The organism is Nonomuraea helvata (genome assembly GCF_039535785.1).
In the GTDB taxonomy this organism is placed as follows: Bacteria; Actinomycetota; Actinomycetes; order Streptosporangiales; family Streptosporangiaceae; genus Nonomuraea; species Nonomuraea helvata.
Genome location: NZ_BAAAXV010000005.1, coordinates 794,691 through 812,106 on the forward strand (window position 1 = coordinate 794,691; position 17,416 = coordinate 812,106).

15 protein-coding genes are annotated in these 17,416 nt (G+C 65.3%); 9 read left to right on the top strand and 6 right to left on the bottom strand.

From position 1 onward, the window contains the following. The first annotated feature begins 58 nt into the window (after positions 1–58). The 3 genes from ABD830_RS23070 (at position 59) to ABD830_RS23080 (ending at position 1,524) form a co-directional block, all read left to right on the top strand. Complete coding sequence (locus ABD830_RS23070; RefSeq protein WP_344990768.1) at positions 59–850, top strand: LLM class flavin-dependent oxidoreductase; 792 nt, start codon at positions 59–61, stop codon at positions 848–850. Between the two features lie 115 nt (positions 851–965). Continuing rightward, entirely contained in the window at positions 966–1,256 is a 291-nt protein-coding gene (locus tag ABD830_RS23075; protein ID WP_344990771.1) for a hypothetical protein, read from the top strand. A 142-nt stretch (positions 1,257–1,398) separates the two neighbouring features. Then, positions 1,399–1,524: a hypothetical protein gene (locus ABD830_RS23080; protein ID WP_344990774.1), complete on the top strand. Its 126-nt coding sequence runs from the start codon at positions 1,399–1,401 to the stop codon at positions 1,522–1,524. 81 nt (positions 1,525–1,605) lie between these two features. Here ABD830_RS23080 and ABD830_RS23085 read toward each other — a convergent pair whose 3' ends face one another. Further along, positions 1,606–2,328 carry a 5-formyltetrahydrofolate cyclo-ligase gene (locus ABD830_RS23085; protein WP_344990777.1) on the bottom strand — a complete coding sequence of 241 codons (723 nt, stop codon included), beginning with the start codon at positions 2,326–2,328 and terminating at the stop codon, positions 1,606–1,608. A gap of 12 nt (positions 2,329–2,340) precedes the next feature. Next, entirely contained in the window at positions 2,341–3,501 is a 1,161-nt protein-coding gene (locus ABD830_RS23090; RefSeq protein ID WP_344990780.1) for a helix-turn-helix transcriptional regulator, read from the bottom strand. A 151-nt stretch (positions 3,502–3,652) separates the two neighbouring features. Between ABD830_RS23090 and ABD830_RS23095 the strand changes: the two genes are divergently transcribed. The 4 genes from ABD830_RS23095 to ABD830_RS23110 all read left to right on the top strand — a co-directional run bounded on the left by ABD830_RS23095 (position 3,653) and on the right by ABD830_RS23110 (position 8,878). Next, a complete protein-coding gene (locus ABD830_RS23095; RefSeq protein WP_344990783.1) occupies positions 3,653–4,093 on the top strand; it encodes an ATP-binding protein in 441 nt (146 codons plus the stop codon). A gap of 713 nt (positions 4,094–4,806) precedes the next feature. Next, positions 4,807–6,819 carry a hypothetical protein gene (locus ABD830_RS23100; protein ID WP_344990786.1) on the top strand — a complete coding sequence of 671 codons (2,013 nt, stop codon included), beginning with the start codon at positions 4,807–4,809 and terminating at the stop codon, positions 6,817–6,819. A gap of 247 nt (positions 6,820–7,066) precedes the next feature. After that, positions 7,067–7,717 (top strand): YrhB domain-containing protein, encoded by a 651-nt coding sequence (locus tag ABD830_RS23105; protein ID WP_344990789.1) that lies wholly within the window; start codon positions 7,067–7,069, stop codon positions 7,715–7,717. A 315-nt stretch (positions 7,718–8,032) separates the two neighbouring features. Then, on the top strand, positions 8,033–8,878 hold the full coding sequence (locus tag ABD830_RS23110) for an IS5 family transposase (RefSeq protein WP_344990791.1): 846 nt from the start codon (positions 8,033–8,035) through the stop codon (positions 8,876–8,878). A 363-nt stretch (positions 8,879–9,241) separates the two neighbouring features. Here the strand turns inward: ABD830_RS23110 and ABD830_RS23115 are convergent, their stop codons facing one another. The 4 genes from ABD830_RS23115 to ABD830_RS23130 all read right to left on the bottom strand — a co-directional run bounded on the left by ABD830_RS23115 (position 9,242) and on the right by ABD830_RS23130 (position 14,599). Then, positions 9,242–11,551 carry a tyrosine-type recombinase/integrase gene (locus tag ABD830_RS23115; protein WP_344988562.1) on the bottom strand — a complete coding sequence of 770 codons (2,310 nt, stop codon included), beginning with the start codon at positions 11,549–11,551 and terminating at the stop codon, positions 9,242–9,244. Between the two features lie 14 nt (positions 11,552–11,565). Beyond that, positions 11,566–12,639 (bottom strand): tyrosine-type recombinase/integrase, encoded by a 1,074-nt coding sequence (locus ABD830_RS23120; RefSeq protein ID WP_344988560.1) that lies wholly within the window; start codon positions 12,637–12,639, stop codon positions 11,566–11,568. A 255-nt stretch (positions 12,640–12,894) separates the two neighbouring features. Next, positions 12,895–13,827: a TrmH family RNA methyltransferase gene (locus ABD830_RS23125; RefSeq protein WP_344990794.1), complete on the bottom strand. Its 933-nt coding sequence runs from the start codon at positions 13,825–13,827 to the stop codon at positions 12,895–12,897. After that, positions 13,775–14,599, bottom strand: coding sequence for a DUF4184 family protein (locus ABD830_RS23130; RefSeq protein ID WP_344990797.1), 825 nt, complete (start codon positions 14,597–14,599; stop codon positions 13,775–13,777). The genes ABD830_RS23125 and ABD830_RS23130 overlap by 53 nt, the downstream gene beginning before the upstream one ends. Positions 14,600–14,689: 90 nt before the next feature. Here ABD830_RS23130 and ABD830_RS23135 point away from each other — a divergent pair, with 90 nt between their 5' ends. Both ABD830_RS23135 and ABD830_RS23140 read left to right on the top strand, forming a co-directional pair. Further along, complete coding sequence (locus tag ABD830_RS23135) at positions 14,690–15,328, top strand: cation diffusion facilitator family transporter (RefSeq protein ID WP_344990800.1); 639 nt, start codon at positions 14,690–14,692, stop codon at positions 15,326–15,328. Between the two features lie 194 nt (positions 15,329–15,522). Then, positions 15,523–17,295 carry a substrate-binding domain-containing protein gene (locus tag ABD830_RS23140; RefSeq protein ID WP_344990803.1) on the top strand — a complete coding sequence of 591 codons (1,773 nt, stop codon included), beginning with the start codon at positions 15,523–15,525 and terminating at the stop codon, positions 17,293–17,295. The last annotated feature ends 121 nt before the right edge of the window (positions 17,296–17,416 follow it).

Consider the following 17,416-nt stretch of genomic DNA (forward strand, 5'->3'; position numbering starts at 1 on the left):
ACATGAACTATGGTTCACTATATAACGTGAACGATGGTTCATCTTAGTGGAGGTTCTCATGCGTTTCGGGCTCGCACTGCCGAGCATGGCTCCGCCCCGCCGGTTGGTGGACCTCGCCGTGACGGCCGAGCGGTCGGGCTGGGACGGGGTCTTCGTCGACGATCACATACAGATGCCCGCCGCCACCGCTCTCGAGCCGCACGACCCATGGGTGCTGCTGGGAGCGATCGCGCAGACCACGGGGCGGATCCGGCTGGGCGCCATGGTGACGCCGCTCTCGAGGCGGCGGCCACAGAAGTTCGCCAAGGAGGTGGTGACGCTCGACCACCTGTCGGGCGGGCGGGTGATCACGGGCGTCGGGCTGGGGAACCTGCCCGAGGAGGAGTTCGCGGCCTTCGGCGACGCGGCCTCGCTCAAGGAACGGGCCGAGCGGACGGACGAGGCGCTGGACGTGGTCTCGGCGCTGTGGAGCGGGGAGCGGGTGCGGCACCAAGGGGCGCATTTCACCGTGGACGCCGTCATGCGGCCCGTCCCGGTGCAGCGCCCGCGTCCGCCGATCTGGATCGCCTGCGGCTGGCCGAACGCGCGCCCGCTCGCCCGCGCCCGCCGCTGGGACGGCGTCGTGGCGATCGACCGGCAGCGGGGGTTCATGGAGCCGGAGGAGGTGCGGCGCGTCGTGGAGGCGCTGGGGCCGGCCGCGCCGGGGTTCGACGTGGTGGCCATCTGGAGTCCCGGACGGGCGGCCGAGGAGTACGCGAAGGCGGGAGCGACCTGGCTGCTCAGGGCACTCCCGCCAGCGGACGACTGGCTGGCCGCCCTGGAGGCGGCCGCCGCGGAGTCACCCGAGTAGGAGCATGAGAGCCGGCGAGGGCAGCCAGCTGGACCACCTGATCCAGAAACCGCTTACCGGCGGGCCGATCCCGCGGATAGGGTTGGGCTTCGCAGCATCCCGGAGGGGCATCTCCATGGCGGAATTCATCGAGGTCCGGGCCACGGTCGAGGGCTATGAGAGAGCGGCCGCCCTGGCGCACGCCCTCCTCGGCGCGGGTCTGGCGGCCTCGATCGACATCGCGGAAGTGCCGTCCGCGCGCCCCGGCGCGATCACCTGGGAGCTCACGCTCGTCACGACGGACCGCCAGGCGGCCACACTCGAACAGCACATCAGGCAGACCGGCGAATGCTGCTCCGTCGTCAGCGCGCCGGTCGCCCACGACGTCGACGGCTACCCCGACTGGCTCGGCGAGGGCCGGCGCTGACGCTACTCCCAGGTCCAGCGCGGGACCTCGCGCAGGGGATGGAGCCGGTCGTCGGTCTCCGCATGGGAGTTCTGCACGGCCACCTCCGTGCCGAACTCCACATGAGCATTTACCAGAACAACCGCTGGACGCGACGTTGCTCATGGTGAAACCGCGTCAGCTCGCGCGCATCAGCCCGTGGCAGGCGATCGCGGCGGCGGCCACCACGTTCAGCGAGTCCACGCCCGCGGCCATCGCCGCCGCACTCATCGGGATGCACACCGCCTGATCCCGTCCGCGTGTACGGGATCGAGAACACGCCCCTATTGAGACCTTCACCGCCCGCCGGTTCAGTGGATCGGCGCACCGACTAATTGAGGTTGTTCTTGGCGCGGGCGCCGAGGATCGGGATCGCCGCAATCTTGTCCGCGGGCATGCTGGACCAGATCAACCCGCTGGGGCGCGGTGAGCGCGGGCAGGCGATGATGTCCTTCTCTGTGACGATCAGATCCACGCGGAAGTCGTGCTCCCTTTCCGGCAGCGCCTCATCGACGACCTGCAGCGAATGCACCGTCGTCACGATCACTGTGTCGTCGGTGACGAGGCCCTCTTCGATCAGGAGAGCGACTTCGATGTCCGAGTAGCCGGCTCCTTTGCCAAGGCGTACACCAGCCCGGTTGACCGCCACGGTGCCGCACACAATCAGATCGATCGGCCGCATCTGCTCGGTGCCCACTCGGGGGCTCGCCTTCGAGGCGGTGCTACTCGACGCTGCCTGAGCGGGTGGCAGTGTGGAATGAGCCGGGTCAATGAAGTAGAACGGCTCGATCGTGGCGATCTTCGGGACAGCCATGTAAAGGATCTTGCCCTCGGCCAGGGCGCGGGCACGGACTGGAAGCTGCGCCGTATCGGGGTTGGCCTTCACGGTGTGTGCTGCCCGCCAGGCATCCGTGGTGGCGAGTAGCTCAGCAGCCTTGTCAGAGCCGACGAAATGAGGGATGTAGCCGCGTGCGTCGGGCGCGGAGATCTCAGATTCGATCAAGGCCGACCACATACGCTCCCGGACGGCGTTCTTGGCATCGTCGAGGCTCATACCGCCAGTTCATCACGTCGCCATCAGCGCGAACAGTCGATCGCTGATCTCCTGTACCCATGGCTCGTGGCACCAGGGTCCAAGCTCTCTCCCGGCGGTGAAGGCGATGTTCAGTCCTCCTCCCCCGCGTGTCTCCTCGATGAGGTCGATGGCCTCGTGCAGGGTGCCGCACGCCTCTTCCGGCTTGCCCTGCCGGATGTAGGCGAGTGTCAGGTTCCCCAGTGCGATGGACTGGGATTTCTTCCAGCGGACCAGACTGCGCGCCGACTTGGTCAAGATCTGCTCCGCCTTGTGGTTCACGCCGAGGAACAGGTAGCAGGAGCCTGCCAGACGGTCGAATTGGGTTGGCGAGAACATGTGCAGGGCTTCGTCGTCTTTGTGGATTCGGCCGAAACTGTCCGCCGCCTCTCCAAGCGCCTTCTCGCAGTGGCGCCTCTCCCCCAACATCGCGTACGCCTCGCCGACGTGTAGGAACCCCAGACCGGCGAGGACGTCGCTAGCATTCCGGCTGACAATCGCCGTCTCGTTGCAGAGACGCAGCCCTTCTCTGGCGTCTTTCGTGCCGTACAAAGCAACGAAACCTTTCCGGAGCTGGGCGTGAGCTTCGAGGATGGGATCTCCAACTTCCCTGGCGGCGGTGATCGCCTGGTCAAAGTACTGCACTGACACCGCGCCGTCGCGCCGCTGTGACGCGTCCCATACGAGTTGGCCCATGAGGGTGGCTGACTCGGCGAGCGAGATGCACAATTCGCGGCGGATGCGCCCGTTCGGCGCAAAGTTGTGTAGCAGCGTCACCTGGCTGTGGCTGTGGCCGGCATCCGCCAGCAGTGAAGCGGAGGGCGCGGTGTCGTACTCGGTGTTAAGGCGATCCACTCGCTCCGCCAGATGGGCCACGGCAACCAGGTCCACGGCTGCCGGGTTGCGCAACACGAAGTCGAGCCGTTCGGCCTCCGGTTCCTCGTTCACATGCTGTGTGAGGAGTTCGTCCACCTCGTCCAGCGAGATCTTCAATACGGCGGCCAGCTTGGGACGCTGCCAGGGACGCGGCTCCGTCTCGCCGCTTTCCCAGCGCACGACGGTGGATCGTTCGACACCGACTGTGTGAGCCAGCCGTTCTTGCGAGAAGCCCAGAGTCTTTCGGCGCTGAATGAGCCTTTGCCGCCGCTGTGGCACGGTCCATCTCCTCCCGCGCGAGCTGACAGGAGCCTCAACCGAGTATTGCGCCTGAACGCGCTGGTCCGCAGGGGCAACGCCACACTGATGCATCATCTATGCACGGTTCTGCTGTGGAGTTGCCGCGCGTCGAGGCGTTTCCTACGGATCTATGACCAGCCGCCTGACACACGAAACCTGCGCAACCTTGTCGCGGGCCTTCACCCTGTCGCCGATCCCAGCCTCCGTTCCTGTGGCTCGTAAGTGGGTGCGGCAGCTGCTCGACAGGTGGGATCTTGCTGTCTTCAAGTGGCGCACGGAACTGCTGGTCACCGAGCTGTTCACCAACGCGATCAAGCACGCCTGTACCGGCGGTGCCACCGTAACGGGCCTGGTGATGTACGCAGGGGGCACGCTCAGGGTCGAAGTCCACGATCGGGACACGAACCACCTTCCTGTACGGCGGCAGGCCCCGCCGGGTAATGCGAGCGGCCACGGATTACTGATCGTCGAGACGTACGCCGACCGCTGGGGCGTCCGCCTGAACGAGACCAGCAAGGCGGTCTGGTGTGAGTTGGATACGCCTTCCACGCGGAAGGCGGTGTCGCGATGAGACCGCACGACCGCACACCCCTCGAAGGCGCTCCTGCCTCTGACACGCCCTACACCCTATGGCGGTATGGGACAGAAGCACCTCCTTCGGGCAGGCGGCCAGTGATGCGCGACGAGGAAGGACGCGCGCTGGCGGCCACCCTCCAACAGCGGAGCCCTGGATGGATGGTCATGTGGTCTCCCTGGCGTCGTAGCTTTTCAGCCTTCGCCTGCTGGATTCCCACCCAGTGCGTCGTGATCGACGCGCATAGCCCTGAAGACCTGCTCCATCTCATTCTCTCTGTAGAAATGACAGCCCTGCGCAGCACGCCATGAGCTCTGACGACTCCTGCATGAGCCCTCACGTCCCAGCCGCGGCTCTCGACTGCGCATCACTCCACTGGAGTGCATCTCGCGCCGACGAACGCGTCCGGGTCTACGCCTGGACCTGCCACCATTCCGGGCCGATCTACGAACTCTGCGCTTCCGGCGGCCAGTGGTTCATCCGGCGCATGTCCGAAGGCACGGTCATGGAGACGACGCGATGGCTTCGCCGCAAAGCCGAAGCCATGTGGTCGGCCCTGTTGACGGGCCAGGTCCGCTGACCGCATAAGCCCATGGCACACAGCGATAACCGCAGCAGGCATCGCGGCAAACGTGCCCTCACGGCGGTCGACACCTTCACCGCTCGCGCACCATGACTAGATTGTCGGCGCCGCGCTCTACGCTCAGACTATGTTGCAGGACACCTCATCGCCTCCACCTCTCCTTCCATGGCGGACACGGACCGGTTCGCTGCCTGCGATGCCTGGCGGGTGGGAGGAGTCTCTTGCGACGCTCCGCCGTCTCTTGGAGCAGTTGGAGGTGCATCCAGCACTTGAAAGCCGGATCACTTGGCCGACCGAAAACACGGAAACTACGGTGCGTGATGCCGTCCGTCACTTCGGTACGTGTGGCCTCCTGAGACGCGAAGGGCAAGCTATAAGGCTCACGGAGTTTGCGCGCCACTGGCTGCGGTCGGGTGATGACGCATATCTCATTACGGTCTTTCACGCTCACGTGCGACTTATCGCTGAAATTCTAGCCGAGGTCGAGAAAGACGACCTCTCGCACGAATCATTGCTAGAGGTCGCGAACGAAGCGTATGACATGAGCTGGTCCAGCCTTGATCAGCTCAGGCGTAGAACTAACTGGCTACGCGCAGCAGGCCTTATCGAGTTACGCTTCGATTATAAACTGATCATAACACCAGCAGGGCGCGAATTGCTCTCCACCACGAGAATCCATGAGCCGCACTCATCAGATTCGGGATATTCGGGACACGAAGACAGCGCATTCCTTTCAGAACCAACAGAGGAACTCAAGCGAATTCTGAGCAGCCTAGACGATACCGCCCTAAAGGCCCGTAAGCCAGTTATAGGATTCATTCCCAGAGGAGACGGAAATGTAGTTCGCAGCATTAGAATACTCGCAACCGCAGCCGTACCTAGCATTGAGCGGGCCGATTTTCATTCCATCTGCGAGGAGGATTTTAATACAAAGTCCGGCGATGGCGCAATATCGACACTTAAAGGCTTAGGAATTCTAGAGCAGGTCGGAAGAGACAAGTTCGCTACGACGGAGGTGGCCAAACATTGGCTGGAATCAGAGGACGACCTAGAACTCGCACGACTGATCCATTCCAAGATATTCTACTTCGGCGAAGTCCTCGATTCGTTACAGCATGCCGATAACGCTCCCAAGCTTGTAGGAAATGCTGAAAGCTTCTACAAGGGCTCGCGAGTCAATCTGAACGAGATGAGAAACCGCCTGCACCTACTGCGAGACTGTCAACTGATTGAAGATATAGGCAACGCTCGATACCGTGCTACTCCGCTAGGCGTCGCCTTCCGCGACTCTCTGCCGAAGCTTCAGGCCAACGAGTCTTCGGATGCAGTGCAGACTGCACCCGCAGAGGAAAGCAACACCACTCGTTCCCCGGTCGAGATCGTTGCCAGTGAGCTTATTGAGGCCTCCGTAGATTCCGATCATCCGGTACGGTTCGAACGGGCTATAGCCGAGGCCATGGAGGCACTCGGCCTTCATGCGGAGCACGAGGGACGTCCCGGCAGGACTGACGTGATCGTAAGGATCGACTTCGGGACAAAGGGAGCCACACGCCTGATAGTGGATGCCAAATCCTCCGCAGCGGGAGTCATCACCGAGCGCAACATTGACTTCGATACCTTGATGGAGCATAGAAACCTCCACCAAGCGGATGCCATTGCTGTCGTGGCACCAAGATTCGAGGGACGGGTCATCGGTCGCGCTGAAGAGCGCGGCGTCGCTTTAGTAGATGTCCATCTGCTCGCCGAAGCCGTCCGCCGGCAAGTCCATACCCCACTCGCACCAAAGGAAGTAGCTGTTCTCTTCACCGGCAACTCGCAAGAACTCCTTCAAGAGGCGTGGGATCGCACCTCCAGCGAAACGCATCTTCTAGCACGGATCCTAAAAGTTCTCCACGATGAGGCCACCAATGTGGACTTGGTGTTCGGCGGCGCGTTGCCGATAGAGGTTATCTACAGCACCCTTCGTAACGATGTGACTGTACAGCCTGACATGACACAGATAAAGAGGTCGCTGGACCTTTTGGCCTCTCCCCTCGTTCGTGCGATCACCAAGGAGGGCGACCGTTATCGTGCCGCCGAGAAACCCGCTACAACCGCACTTCGCCTTCACGCCTTAGCGGATGCGCTCGCTAAACAGTAACGTTGCAAGTTACTCGGAGCGCGCGATTCAGCGAGACGTTTGCCCTTCGGCTCGCAACTGAAACCGGACCATGTATGCAACGGCTGTCTGCCGCCAGCCGCACTTAGTGCCCGTGTACAAACTGATCCCTGCGCTTGCTGTGTCCGATCCGCACGAACCTTGCCACGTCCGGACTTACCTTGCCACCGGCTGCGCAGCGTCCGGACTAACCCTGCATAAGGACGGAATTGACAGGGAGAATGGGCCGATGATCGACAGAGAGCACGCCGTGCGCTTGATCGAAGGATTGCTCCGTGCTGACCGCGAGACCGTGGATCGTCACGGCCAAGTCATGCCCCTTGCGATCACCAGGGTCACCGAGCACCGCCTCGGCTGGATCGTCAGCTATCAGTCCCAGGCGTACCTCCGCAGCGGCAGCACCGGCGATCTGCTTGCCGGCAACGGCCCCTATCTCGTCGACCGCCATGACGGCAGCATCCATCTCATCCCCGTCACCGACTACGTCGCCGGGCTCTGGGAAGAGGACTACGAACAGCGCATCAAACCCATCGGCTCTGTTGAGAACGACCCTCATATCGACATCCCATTCGCGACCGAAGTTCACGAGGTGCTGGCGGACGGTCGGATCGCCGCCATCCGCCTCCTCCGGCGACGCGCTCCCAGCCTGAACATGACCCAAGCCAGTGACTACATTGCCGCGATCGAGACCGGCCAGCGCCCAACAGCCGAGTTGATCGAACTGGTCAGGCCACCCGAACCGTTCTCACCCCGACTGGGGATCGTGACCATCACGGGCCCCCTCCTGTCGGCCACTGACCCTCCTGAAGCCGAGCTCGGCGTGCCCCAGCGCCCAGGGGTGACGCCGAAAATGAAAAGTAAATCCGAACAACCAGACTGATCGTTGTTCACTTGACCTTGCATTCAGCAGCCCAGCTCTTCGGTACAGGTAATCCTCAAGCGGAACGGACATGCTGCGTGGGGCCGATATCGGACGAAACTGTGACGTAGAGTGAATCCCCTGCGACATAAAGCGACCTTCCGGTAGCAACGGTGATTATCCAAACCCCGTCACCAACCGGAAGGTCTGCCGCCGTTGTACGCCACCGCCCCCATCGCTGTCTCCCGTAACGAAGAAACTGCCTGCTCATGCGTGGCCTGCCGGTACGGCCGCGGAGCCGATCACCCGATCCGTGCGCCCCGCTACACCACCGACATGAGCGACAAAGAATGGCAGGTCATCGAGCCGGTCATGCCCCATCCGGCCTGGTTACACGGCAACGGCGGACGACCCGAGAAGTACTGCCGCCGCTTGATCGTGGACGCCATCCGATACGTGGTCGACAACGGTTGCAAATGGCGCAATCTGCCCGCCGACTTCCTGGTGCCCTGGCGCACCGTCCATGCGATCTTCACGCGCTGGTGGCAGGACGGTGATCTCTATGCTCTCCACAATGACCTGCGCGAACAGGTCCGGATAGCCGACGGGCGCGAGCCGGAGCCCAGCGCGGGGATCATCGATTCGCAGTCGCTGCGGGCCGCCGAGACCGTCGCCGCCGGCTCGCGCGGATATGACGCGGCCAAGAAAGTGCAGGGCACCAAGCGGCACGTCATCGTGGACACCCTGGGCCTGCTGCTGGTCGTCATCGTCACCGCCGCCAGCGTCCAGGACCGCGACGGCGCCAAGCCCGCGCTGGCGCGTCTGCGCGACTGGTACGAGCGAATCGCGCTGATCTGGGCCGACAGCGCCTACGCCGGCAAGCTCGTGACCTGGGCCAAAAAGCACGTCCGGCTCACTGTGGAGATCGTCAAGCGCAGTGACGATGTCAGCGGCTTCGTGGTCCTTCCCCGCATTCTGTGGAATCTGTTTTGTCAAGCCGCGCTGATCGGTCGCGGTCAGTTGGGTGCCGGATCCCCGAGCAGGATGACCTTGCTGACAACGGGATCGAAGCCGAGGACCGGGTGTTCTTGGCTTCCGCCTTCCGGGGTCATCAGCACCGGCTTGCCGAGTTCGCTCCCGATCGCCCGAAGGAAGTCGCAGAGTGTGTCGACCCCCTTTTGACCTTGTAGTTCACGAAGGTTGACGTCGAAGTCGATCTCGGTCTCCGATATGAGCCGGAAGATCGCGAGCACGCCTGGAGCAGGCCAGACTCGCAGCGACACCGTTTCGGCCTCGGGTGGACGCGCGAGCACTTCGGCGGCGGTAGGCAGCGGCAGCACTGTGTCGCCTTGCGAGTACTGCCACTGCCATCCACGCGTTCTGACCAAGTCCAGGACGGTCTGCCAGTCCTCGACGGTGGCGTCCGGGACGAAGAGGTTCGGCAATGCGCCCATCAAGTCGGGATCGAAGAATTCCCTGACCTCGTCCCATCGGAGATCCGTCATGCCGTCATGTTGCCTGGTCGCGGGGCCTGCCGCAGCTCGATTAGGTCGGCTTCTGGTTGACAGCGATGACCGGGAGCAGCGTCGCCTGGGCTGGAATGCCGATCTGCCGCGGCGTCGCACCGGACGGTGTGGGGATGTCGGCGAGACGTTCCAGAAGCTTGTCAAGGGCGGCCTGGCCGTCGTCGACGGCCGCTCGTTCGTCGTCGGTGAGCGGAACGTTGGCCCGCATGCGCTGGAGGTTGTCCTTGGCCTCCAGGAGTTGGCCCTTGCTGGACGTCTTCGGGGTGTAGAAGTCGCAGCGGGCGCAGGCCATTCGATGTGGGCACTGCTCGAAGAAGGTGTAGGTGCAGTAGCCGTGTCCGAGGTCGTAGTACTGCCAGGGCTCGCCATTCGCGGCGGCGCCGGAGGTGACGGCGTCCCGGTCGACGAGGACCTCGATGGTGCGCACGTTGCGTTCGAAGTAGCCGGCGTCGTTGTAGGCTCTGGCCAGCGTGTTCGGCGTGATCTTGGCGTAGTGCTGGGTCGATTCCGGGCTTCGGTGCCCGAGCCATGCTTGCAGCTCGAACAGGGTCATCGGCTCTTTGGCGTTGTAGAGCTGGCTGGCGATTGTGGACCGTGCCCGGTGGCTGGTGATGGCGCCACGCGCGTCCGCGGCGGGAACTCCGGCCTTGCGGCATAGGGCGGGGATGATCGTCCTGTTGATGTAGGTCTTGTCCATCGCGTGGGCCCGCAGCGCGAACAGCAGGTGCACTTGGTCTCCGGTCTTGCGATCCGTCAGGATCGGCTGGCTCGGCCGAGCGGCCTCCCATGCCTCGATCGCCTTGCCCAGCAACGGATCGACCGGTTTGGTGAACGCGGTGCCGGTCTTGTGGGTGGGCACGTCCAGGAGGCAGACCGCGTCCCGGGCCAGGACCTCGCGGGAGTCGCCGGGGATGGAGAATCCGTCGTGCTGCCAGCGGACGCAGCCGACTCGCAGTCGGGCGATCTCCGCGCTGCGCTGGCCGCTGAAGAGCCAGGCCAGGGATACAGCCCGGAGGAACTCAAGGGGGTAGCGAAGGCTGTTGTAGCTGGTCGGCAAGTCCTCGGGCTGGATGTTCAGCCCGGCCCAGAGCAGCTTGGCCCAGATGTCGTCGGCGATCACGCGGGGGTCCGGTCCGAGCATCGCCAGGACGGTTCTGGGCGTGGCGAGGGCTCGAGTGGGGTCGAAGCGTCGGGGGATCCACTCCCACTCCTGGCAGTCGCGGAAGAACGCCCTGGTCGCGGTCAGGTAGCCGGCCTTGGTTTCTGCGGAGATCGGCTGTCCTTGCCTGTCGCCCAGGCCGCCGCGTCGCTGGACGTAGTCACCGATACTCATCCGATCCAGCGCGGCGATCCAGGACGCGCAGGTCCGCCGGGTCCACTGGCCGGGTTCGGTGATCTCCGGGTGTTCCTCAGCGAGCCAGCGGCCGATCTTGGATAAGACGCTGCGAGCGGTCGCGCGGGTCTTGGGTGCGAGCGTGGAGGTGGCGTGCCACCGCTCGACCCAATCCGCCCACGGCCGCGCGGTGCCCTCGATTTCAGGCATCCGCCCCCGAAAAGGGGAGGGTGGGGGTTCGCAGAAGCCGATGGAGGCGACGGCGCGTTGGATGGCATGCAGGGCCCCGATGTGTGGGCGTCGCATAGCGGGGTGTTGGCGCAGCCGGGCGAACGCCTCGGTGGTCAGGTCTTGCAGCAGTGGGCTGCGGTTGAGCAGAAGGGCCTGGCAGAGGACCGGAGAGATTCGAGAGTCCACGTCGGACTCGATCCGGTAGCCCCATCCGTAGAGGACCCGCTTGACCTGCTGGTGGGCCTGTTCGACGAGTTCTTCACCGAACACGCGTCGGCTCAGCGGGAGGCGCTGGAACCCACCGAGGCGGTCGAAGTCGGTGAAGCCGCTAAGCAGGTAGGCGTATGCGGCTAGGGTCGACCGCGCGGTCCCATCGACCCACCCTGGGCTGGACTTGCGGAACTCCGCGGTGCCGACGCCGATCAGCTGAAGCCAGTCCTCTGCGGTCCAGCACCAGAACGTCCTGCCCTGCCCGATGCAGCGCAGCAGGATCAGGGCGATGGCGTCGTTCATGCCCTGGCGTTGGTATGTGCTGTCCGGGCACCACAATGACGCCCGGACGTCGTCGAGCGGGTGGAGCAGCCATTCGATGGCTGTCCACCCCGGAGCGTCGGGGTTGTGGCGGCCTGGCCGGCGACGCAGGTCGGTGCCCAGCTGCTGAAGCGCTGACACCTCCTGGGCAGTAAGACCATCGCGCTGCTGGTAGCGAGACGGGTCGAACGGCCATGTCCACGTGACGTCCGCGGCCGCCGTGTCGACGGCCACTGATGGCGAAAGGGTCACCGGCGCACGGCTCCGAGCCCCTGCTCGCCGAGGCGGGCGAGCATCTCCACGCGCCAGGCATGGATCTGATTCATGCCCTTGGTGAGCTTGTCCGCCAGGTCGCGGCCGGACAAGTGAATGTAGGTGAGCGTCGAGTCGGTCGAGCGGTGGCCGGCGAAGGTGGCGATGGCGTGCAGTTCCCACCCCATCCGGGCCAGGTCGGTCAGGCACAGGTGCCGGGTGGTGTGGGTGGAGAAACGCGGGAGGCCGGCGGCCAGGGCGATCCGGCGGACGACCTTGGACCAGGTCCACAGGCTCAGCGGTTGAGCGTGGTTGCGGCGCGACTCCGACAGGAACAGCGGCCCGCGTGCCCGGCTGATCGTGGCGCGGTGAGTAAGGTAGCCGGACAGCAGCACGCCGGTAGGCGCGGAGTACGGCACCACACGCTCCCGTCGGTTCTTCGTCGTCTCTGCCCGCACCCGCAGCGTCCGGTGGGCCGGGTCCAGGTCATCGGTGCGCAGCGAGCACAACTCCTCCCGGCGCAACGCCGCGTCGTATGCCAACGCGAGCATCACCCGGTTGCGGACCGGCTCATCAGCGGCGACAGCCAGGATGTCCGTCCACTGCTGCTCAGTGGGGATCCACGGCAGCTTGGTCAGCCTCGGCACCAGGCCCCGCCGATGCCCGCCGTGACGACGACCGGGCGTGTAACGGCCCCGGCCGACCGGGTTGAACTCCCGCAGCCCTTCCTCCATCAGGTAGTCGTAGAACAGCCGGACGGGAACCAACCGCTGCTGGATGGTGGCGTTGGCTAGGCCCGACCCGGAGTCGATCGACATCACGTTCGCGCCCTTGTGGCTGGGACGCTCAGTCAGCTCACGCACGTAGGCGGCGACGTGCGCCCGGTTCGCGGCCAGCGGGTCGACGCCCTCCCGGTCGCACATAGCCAGGTACTCGGCCAGCCCTCGCGCGTACGCGTCGATCGTCCGAGGTGCCCGCCCGAGATCGGTCCACACCCGCAGCCATTCGGCCGCCCGCTCGTGCCTGACCAGGACCGGCCATTTCTCCTCCAGCACCACCGTGCCGCCCAACCCATCTCCTCAGTTCGTGGTGGCTCCGCAGAGAGATGATGTTCCCTGCGGCCAGATTCCACGTAACTAGTAGGTGGGTGGTGGAAAGGACGCTGTCGTGGATCTCCCAGCGCAGGCGGTGCGTGCGGGACTATGAGCGGTTATCCGAGCATCACGAGGCCATGGTCTTGTGGGCGATGATCATCCTCATGGGACGACGACTCACACGATCCGCATCTCCCAAATCAACCTGACGATCAGTTTGTACACGGGCACTTAGCGCGGCAACTCCGCTGACCTCATCAGTCCATGGCAAGCGATGGCCGCCGCAGCCACGACGTTCAGCGAGTCCACGCCCGCTGCCATCGCCGCCGCGCTCATGGGGATACACACCGCCTCATCGGCCTCCTCCAGCCAGTGGGACGACAGCCCATCGCCTTCGGAACCCAGCAACAGCGCCACCCGATCCCCCAGCTTGACCGTGTCTATGGGTGTGGTCGTCTGATCCGGGGTTAGAGCCAGCGTCTGGAAACCTGCTTCCCGCAACTGCGACAGCCCCTCGAACCAGTTGTCCATACGCGCGTACGGGATCGAGAACACCGCCCCCATCGAGACCTTCACCGCCCGCCGGTACAGCGGATCGGCGCACCGGGGCGACAAGATGATCGCGTCCACCCCCAACGCAGCCGCCGACCTGAAGATCGCGCCAACGTTGCTGTGATCAACCAAATCCTCTAGAACCAGAATCCGCCGAGGGTGTTGTTTCGCAACTCCGACGTTGGAGTGGTCCACCAGGTCCTCCAGGACGAGCAGCCGCCGCGCGTGCCCCTTCAGCAGGGTCTCGACGGAGGGCAGGGGGAGGCGCTCCATCGAGGCCAGGGCACCGCGATGGACCTGGAAGCCCGCGATGCCCGACATGATCTCGTCGCTCACCACGTAGACGAGCGCGTCCCCGAGGACGTCCTCGAGCGAGGCCAGCCAGCGGCGCGTGGTCAGGACCGAGCGGATCGGATAGCCGGCGCCGATGGCCCGCCTGATCACCTTCTCCCCCTCCGCCAGGAACAGGCCGCGCGAGGCCTCCAGGCTCTTGCGCAGCTCCACGTCCCTGAGCCGGGTGTAGTCGGACAGGCGGGGGTCGTCGGCGTCGGTTACATACTCAAGCACCTTCCGATAGTGCCATGCGCTGCCTGACCTGCCAGACGGTCGCATAGCAGGTCAGCACCAGGCACAGGCCGATCAAGGTGCCCGCGCCCGTCTTGGTGAGCACGCTGGGGATGCCGAGCTCCGGAGCGGGCTCGTCCACGAGAGGCCAGAGGAACGCGCCCGCGATCGTGCCGATCGAGCACAGCAGCATGACGAGCCCCCGCACGCGCCGGCTGACCCGCAGGCGTTCGGGCACGGGACTGTCCGCCATCCGGGACAGGCCGCGCCATCCCCACCACAGCACGATGGCCAGGCCGATCACGGACGAGACGTACTGCAGCAGCCGGAAGAGCCTGATCACGCCGAACACCCGGATCGACAGCCAGTCACCCCACTCTCCGGGGCCGCTGGAGTGCGTGAAGGAGTCCCAGAAGACGTGGGAGGCCGCGCCGATCACCGCTCCGACGGCCATGGGGACGAGTTGGGGCCGCGAGGAGGCCAGGACGGCGGCGCGGCCCCCGAGCGAGGGCGGGAGCAGCGAGATCAGGGGTTCCCTGAAGACGCCGTGGAAGAGCGGCAGCAGCAGCAGGACGGAGGCGAGGTCGATGGTGACCACGCCGACCCAGGAGTGCCATTTGCCGTAGTCGGGCAGGAACGGCAGGAAGATCGGCAGGTCGGGGACCATCGCCCCGAGCGCCAGCGCCCACGGATCGGCGAACCTGCGTACGCGCGGCGACGACATCAGCGGCACCACCGCGGCCATGTGACTGGGCGTGAACGGCAAACCGGGCCCCCCTCCGTTGCGATCAGCGCTCATTATGCGGGCAAACTTGTCCATCCTTTGCCGCCCGGACGCTACGTTACGGTACGTAGTGGGTACATTACATATCGCTGTCGACGGCCGGATAGCCGGGGAGTGCGGAGGGTCATGGTGCCTGACCAGCGGATTCATGAGCATCCGGCCGCGTCAGCAGAGTGGCTGCGCGCTGCCCGCGCCGCCCGTTCGCTCTCGATCGCCACGCTTGTCTGGCTGGGCATCGAGAGCACACTGGGCCTGGCAGCCGGCTTCGCGGCGCATTCCCTGGCGCTGATCGGGTGGGGCCTGTCGTCGTTCGTGGAGGCGGCGGCCAGCCTGATCGTGGTGTGGCGGTTCACCGGCGCCCGCACGCTCTCGCTGAGCGCGGAGCGCACCGCCCGGCGGGCGGTCGCGGTGAGCTGCTGGCTGCTCGCGCCCTACCTCGTCCTCCATGTGGTCTACGACCTGGACGCCGGGCAGCGGTCCGCGCCTAGCGTGCTGGGGATTCTGGTGACCACGTTCAGCCTGATCAGCATGCCTGCTCTGGGGATCGCCAAGCGGCGGCTCGGGGCGCGGCTGGCGTCCGCGGCCACGTCGGGAGAGGGCGCGCAGAACCTCATCTGCGCCGCCATGGCGGCAGGGGTGCTGGCGAGCCTGTGGCTCAACACGCTGGGCTGGTGGTGGGTCGATCCGGCCGTGGCGGTGGCGCTGGCCGGGGTCGCCGTTCGGGAGGGCGGACGGGCCTGGCGTGGCCACGGCTGCTGCCATTAGCCACTCCATCCGCCGATCACCCATACCTCTCCGAAAACATCACACAGATAGGAAACATCACCTACAGACGGTAATCACCGCACCAAAAGGGCTGTTTTCCCACACTCAGCACACCGAGTATCGTTCCCGGAGTATTGCGGAGCATCTCCCGCTAGGGTCTCCGAGAAAGTTCAAGCCATAGCTAAGAGGACATCGTGGGGCGACACCGCACAGACGAGCTCGACGGCGGATACAGATCGCACGAACCCCCGGCCCGCAGACGCTCCAGCAGCGGTCGCGGCAGGGTGATCGTGCCGCTGGCCGGTGCCGTCGCGCTGGCCGTGCTCCTCGGTGTCGCCGCGTTCGTCATCTTCAACCGCGATCACGACTGCTCGGGCGGCAAGCTGGCGCTGCGCGTCGTCGCCACCCCCGACATCCAGCCCGCCCTCAACAAGATCGCGGGCAACTACAACAAGGCCATGCACTCGATAGACAGCAAGTGCGTCGAGGTGACGGTGGCTAAGGAGGCCGCGGCCAGGACCGCGAACGCGGTGGCAGCGGGCAAGGTCAACGCCGACTTCTGGGTGGCCGACTCCAGCCTGCTGATGGAGAGCCTGCGCACCACCCCGGCCGGCCAGGCGCTGCCGCAGGTGGACGGCTCGATCGCGGCCTCGCCCGTGGTGCTGGCGGCGGCCAAGTCGTTCGCGTCGAAACTGACCGGCACCCTCCAGCCGAGCTGGGCGGCGATGATCTCGGCGGCGAACGTGGCCAACGTGGACGGTCCGGGCAAGAAGGTCCGCGTGCTCGCGCTCGACCCCCAGAAGAACTCCGCCGGGCTGGCCGCGCTGCTGGCCGCCGCCGGCGCGGCGAAGGAGGCCAAGCAGGACAAGGCCCTGGTCGGCGCGCTGAAGGAGCTGTCGGGGCAGCTCGCGTCCGACTCGACGGCGCTGCTGGCGAGCCTCACGGTGAAGTCGGGCAGCAGGGTGCCCGTCGGCGTCGCCTCCGAGCAGGCCATCTACGCCCACAACGCGAAAAAGCCGGAGAACCCGGTGGTCGCGCTCTATCCGAAGGAAGGCACGCTGAGCCTCGACTACCCGGTCACGATCCTCACCAAGGATCCGTCGGTGCTCAAGGCCGCGGCGGACTTCAAGCAGGACCTCGCCACGGAGTCGGCCAAGAAGGTCCTGCGCGAGGCGGGCTTCCGGAGCACGGACGGCAAGGCGGGCGACGCGCTCTCGAAGGACAAGGGGTTCACGCCTGAGACGCCGCCGGCCCTGGAGCCGCCGGACGGCGCGACCGTCGCCAGGATGGTGCAGACCTGGTCCAGGCTGAACCTCGGCAGCCGCCTGCTCACGCTGCTCGACGTCTCCGGCACGATGGCGCTGCCCGTCCCCGGTACGGGGATGACCCGCATGCAGGCCATCAACAAGATCGCCACCGAGGGCCTCGGCCTGTTCCCCGCCGACTCCGAGCTGGGCCTGTGGACGTTCTCCACGCACATGGACGGACAGGGCAGGGACTGGAAGGAGCTCGTCTCCGTGGGCCCGCTCAGCGAGTCGATCAACGGGACGCTCCGCAAGGACATGATGGTCAAGACGTTCGCCTCGATCCAGGCCAAGGCCACGGGCGACACCGGGCTGAACGACACGATCAAGGCCGCGTACACGCAGATGACCAAGACATACGCGGAAGACAAGATCAACACGATGGTCATCCTCACGGACGGCGCCGGCAACGACGACCCGGACGGCGGCGTGAAGAACGGCGAGATCCTGCAGTTCCTGAAGAAGACCTACAACCCGAAGCGGCCCGTCAGCATCCTGCTGATCGCGTTCGGTCCGGAGGCCGAGAAGGGCAAGCAGCAGATGGACGCCCTGGCCAAGGCCACGGGCGGCGAGGCGTACATCGCCAAGAACATCCTCCAGGTGCGCGACTTCTTCCTCCAGGGCATGGAACGCCGCCTCTGCACCCCCAACTGCGACGGGTGAGGGAGCGCCGTCGCCTGGACTGAGGAACGCAGGGAGCGTAGCGACCGGAGTGACGAGGGAAGGCGACGGCTCCAAGCGACCGAACCCGCCTCTGCGGAGCAGAGGCCATAAGCACGCATAG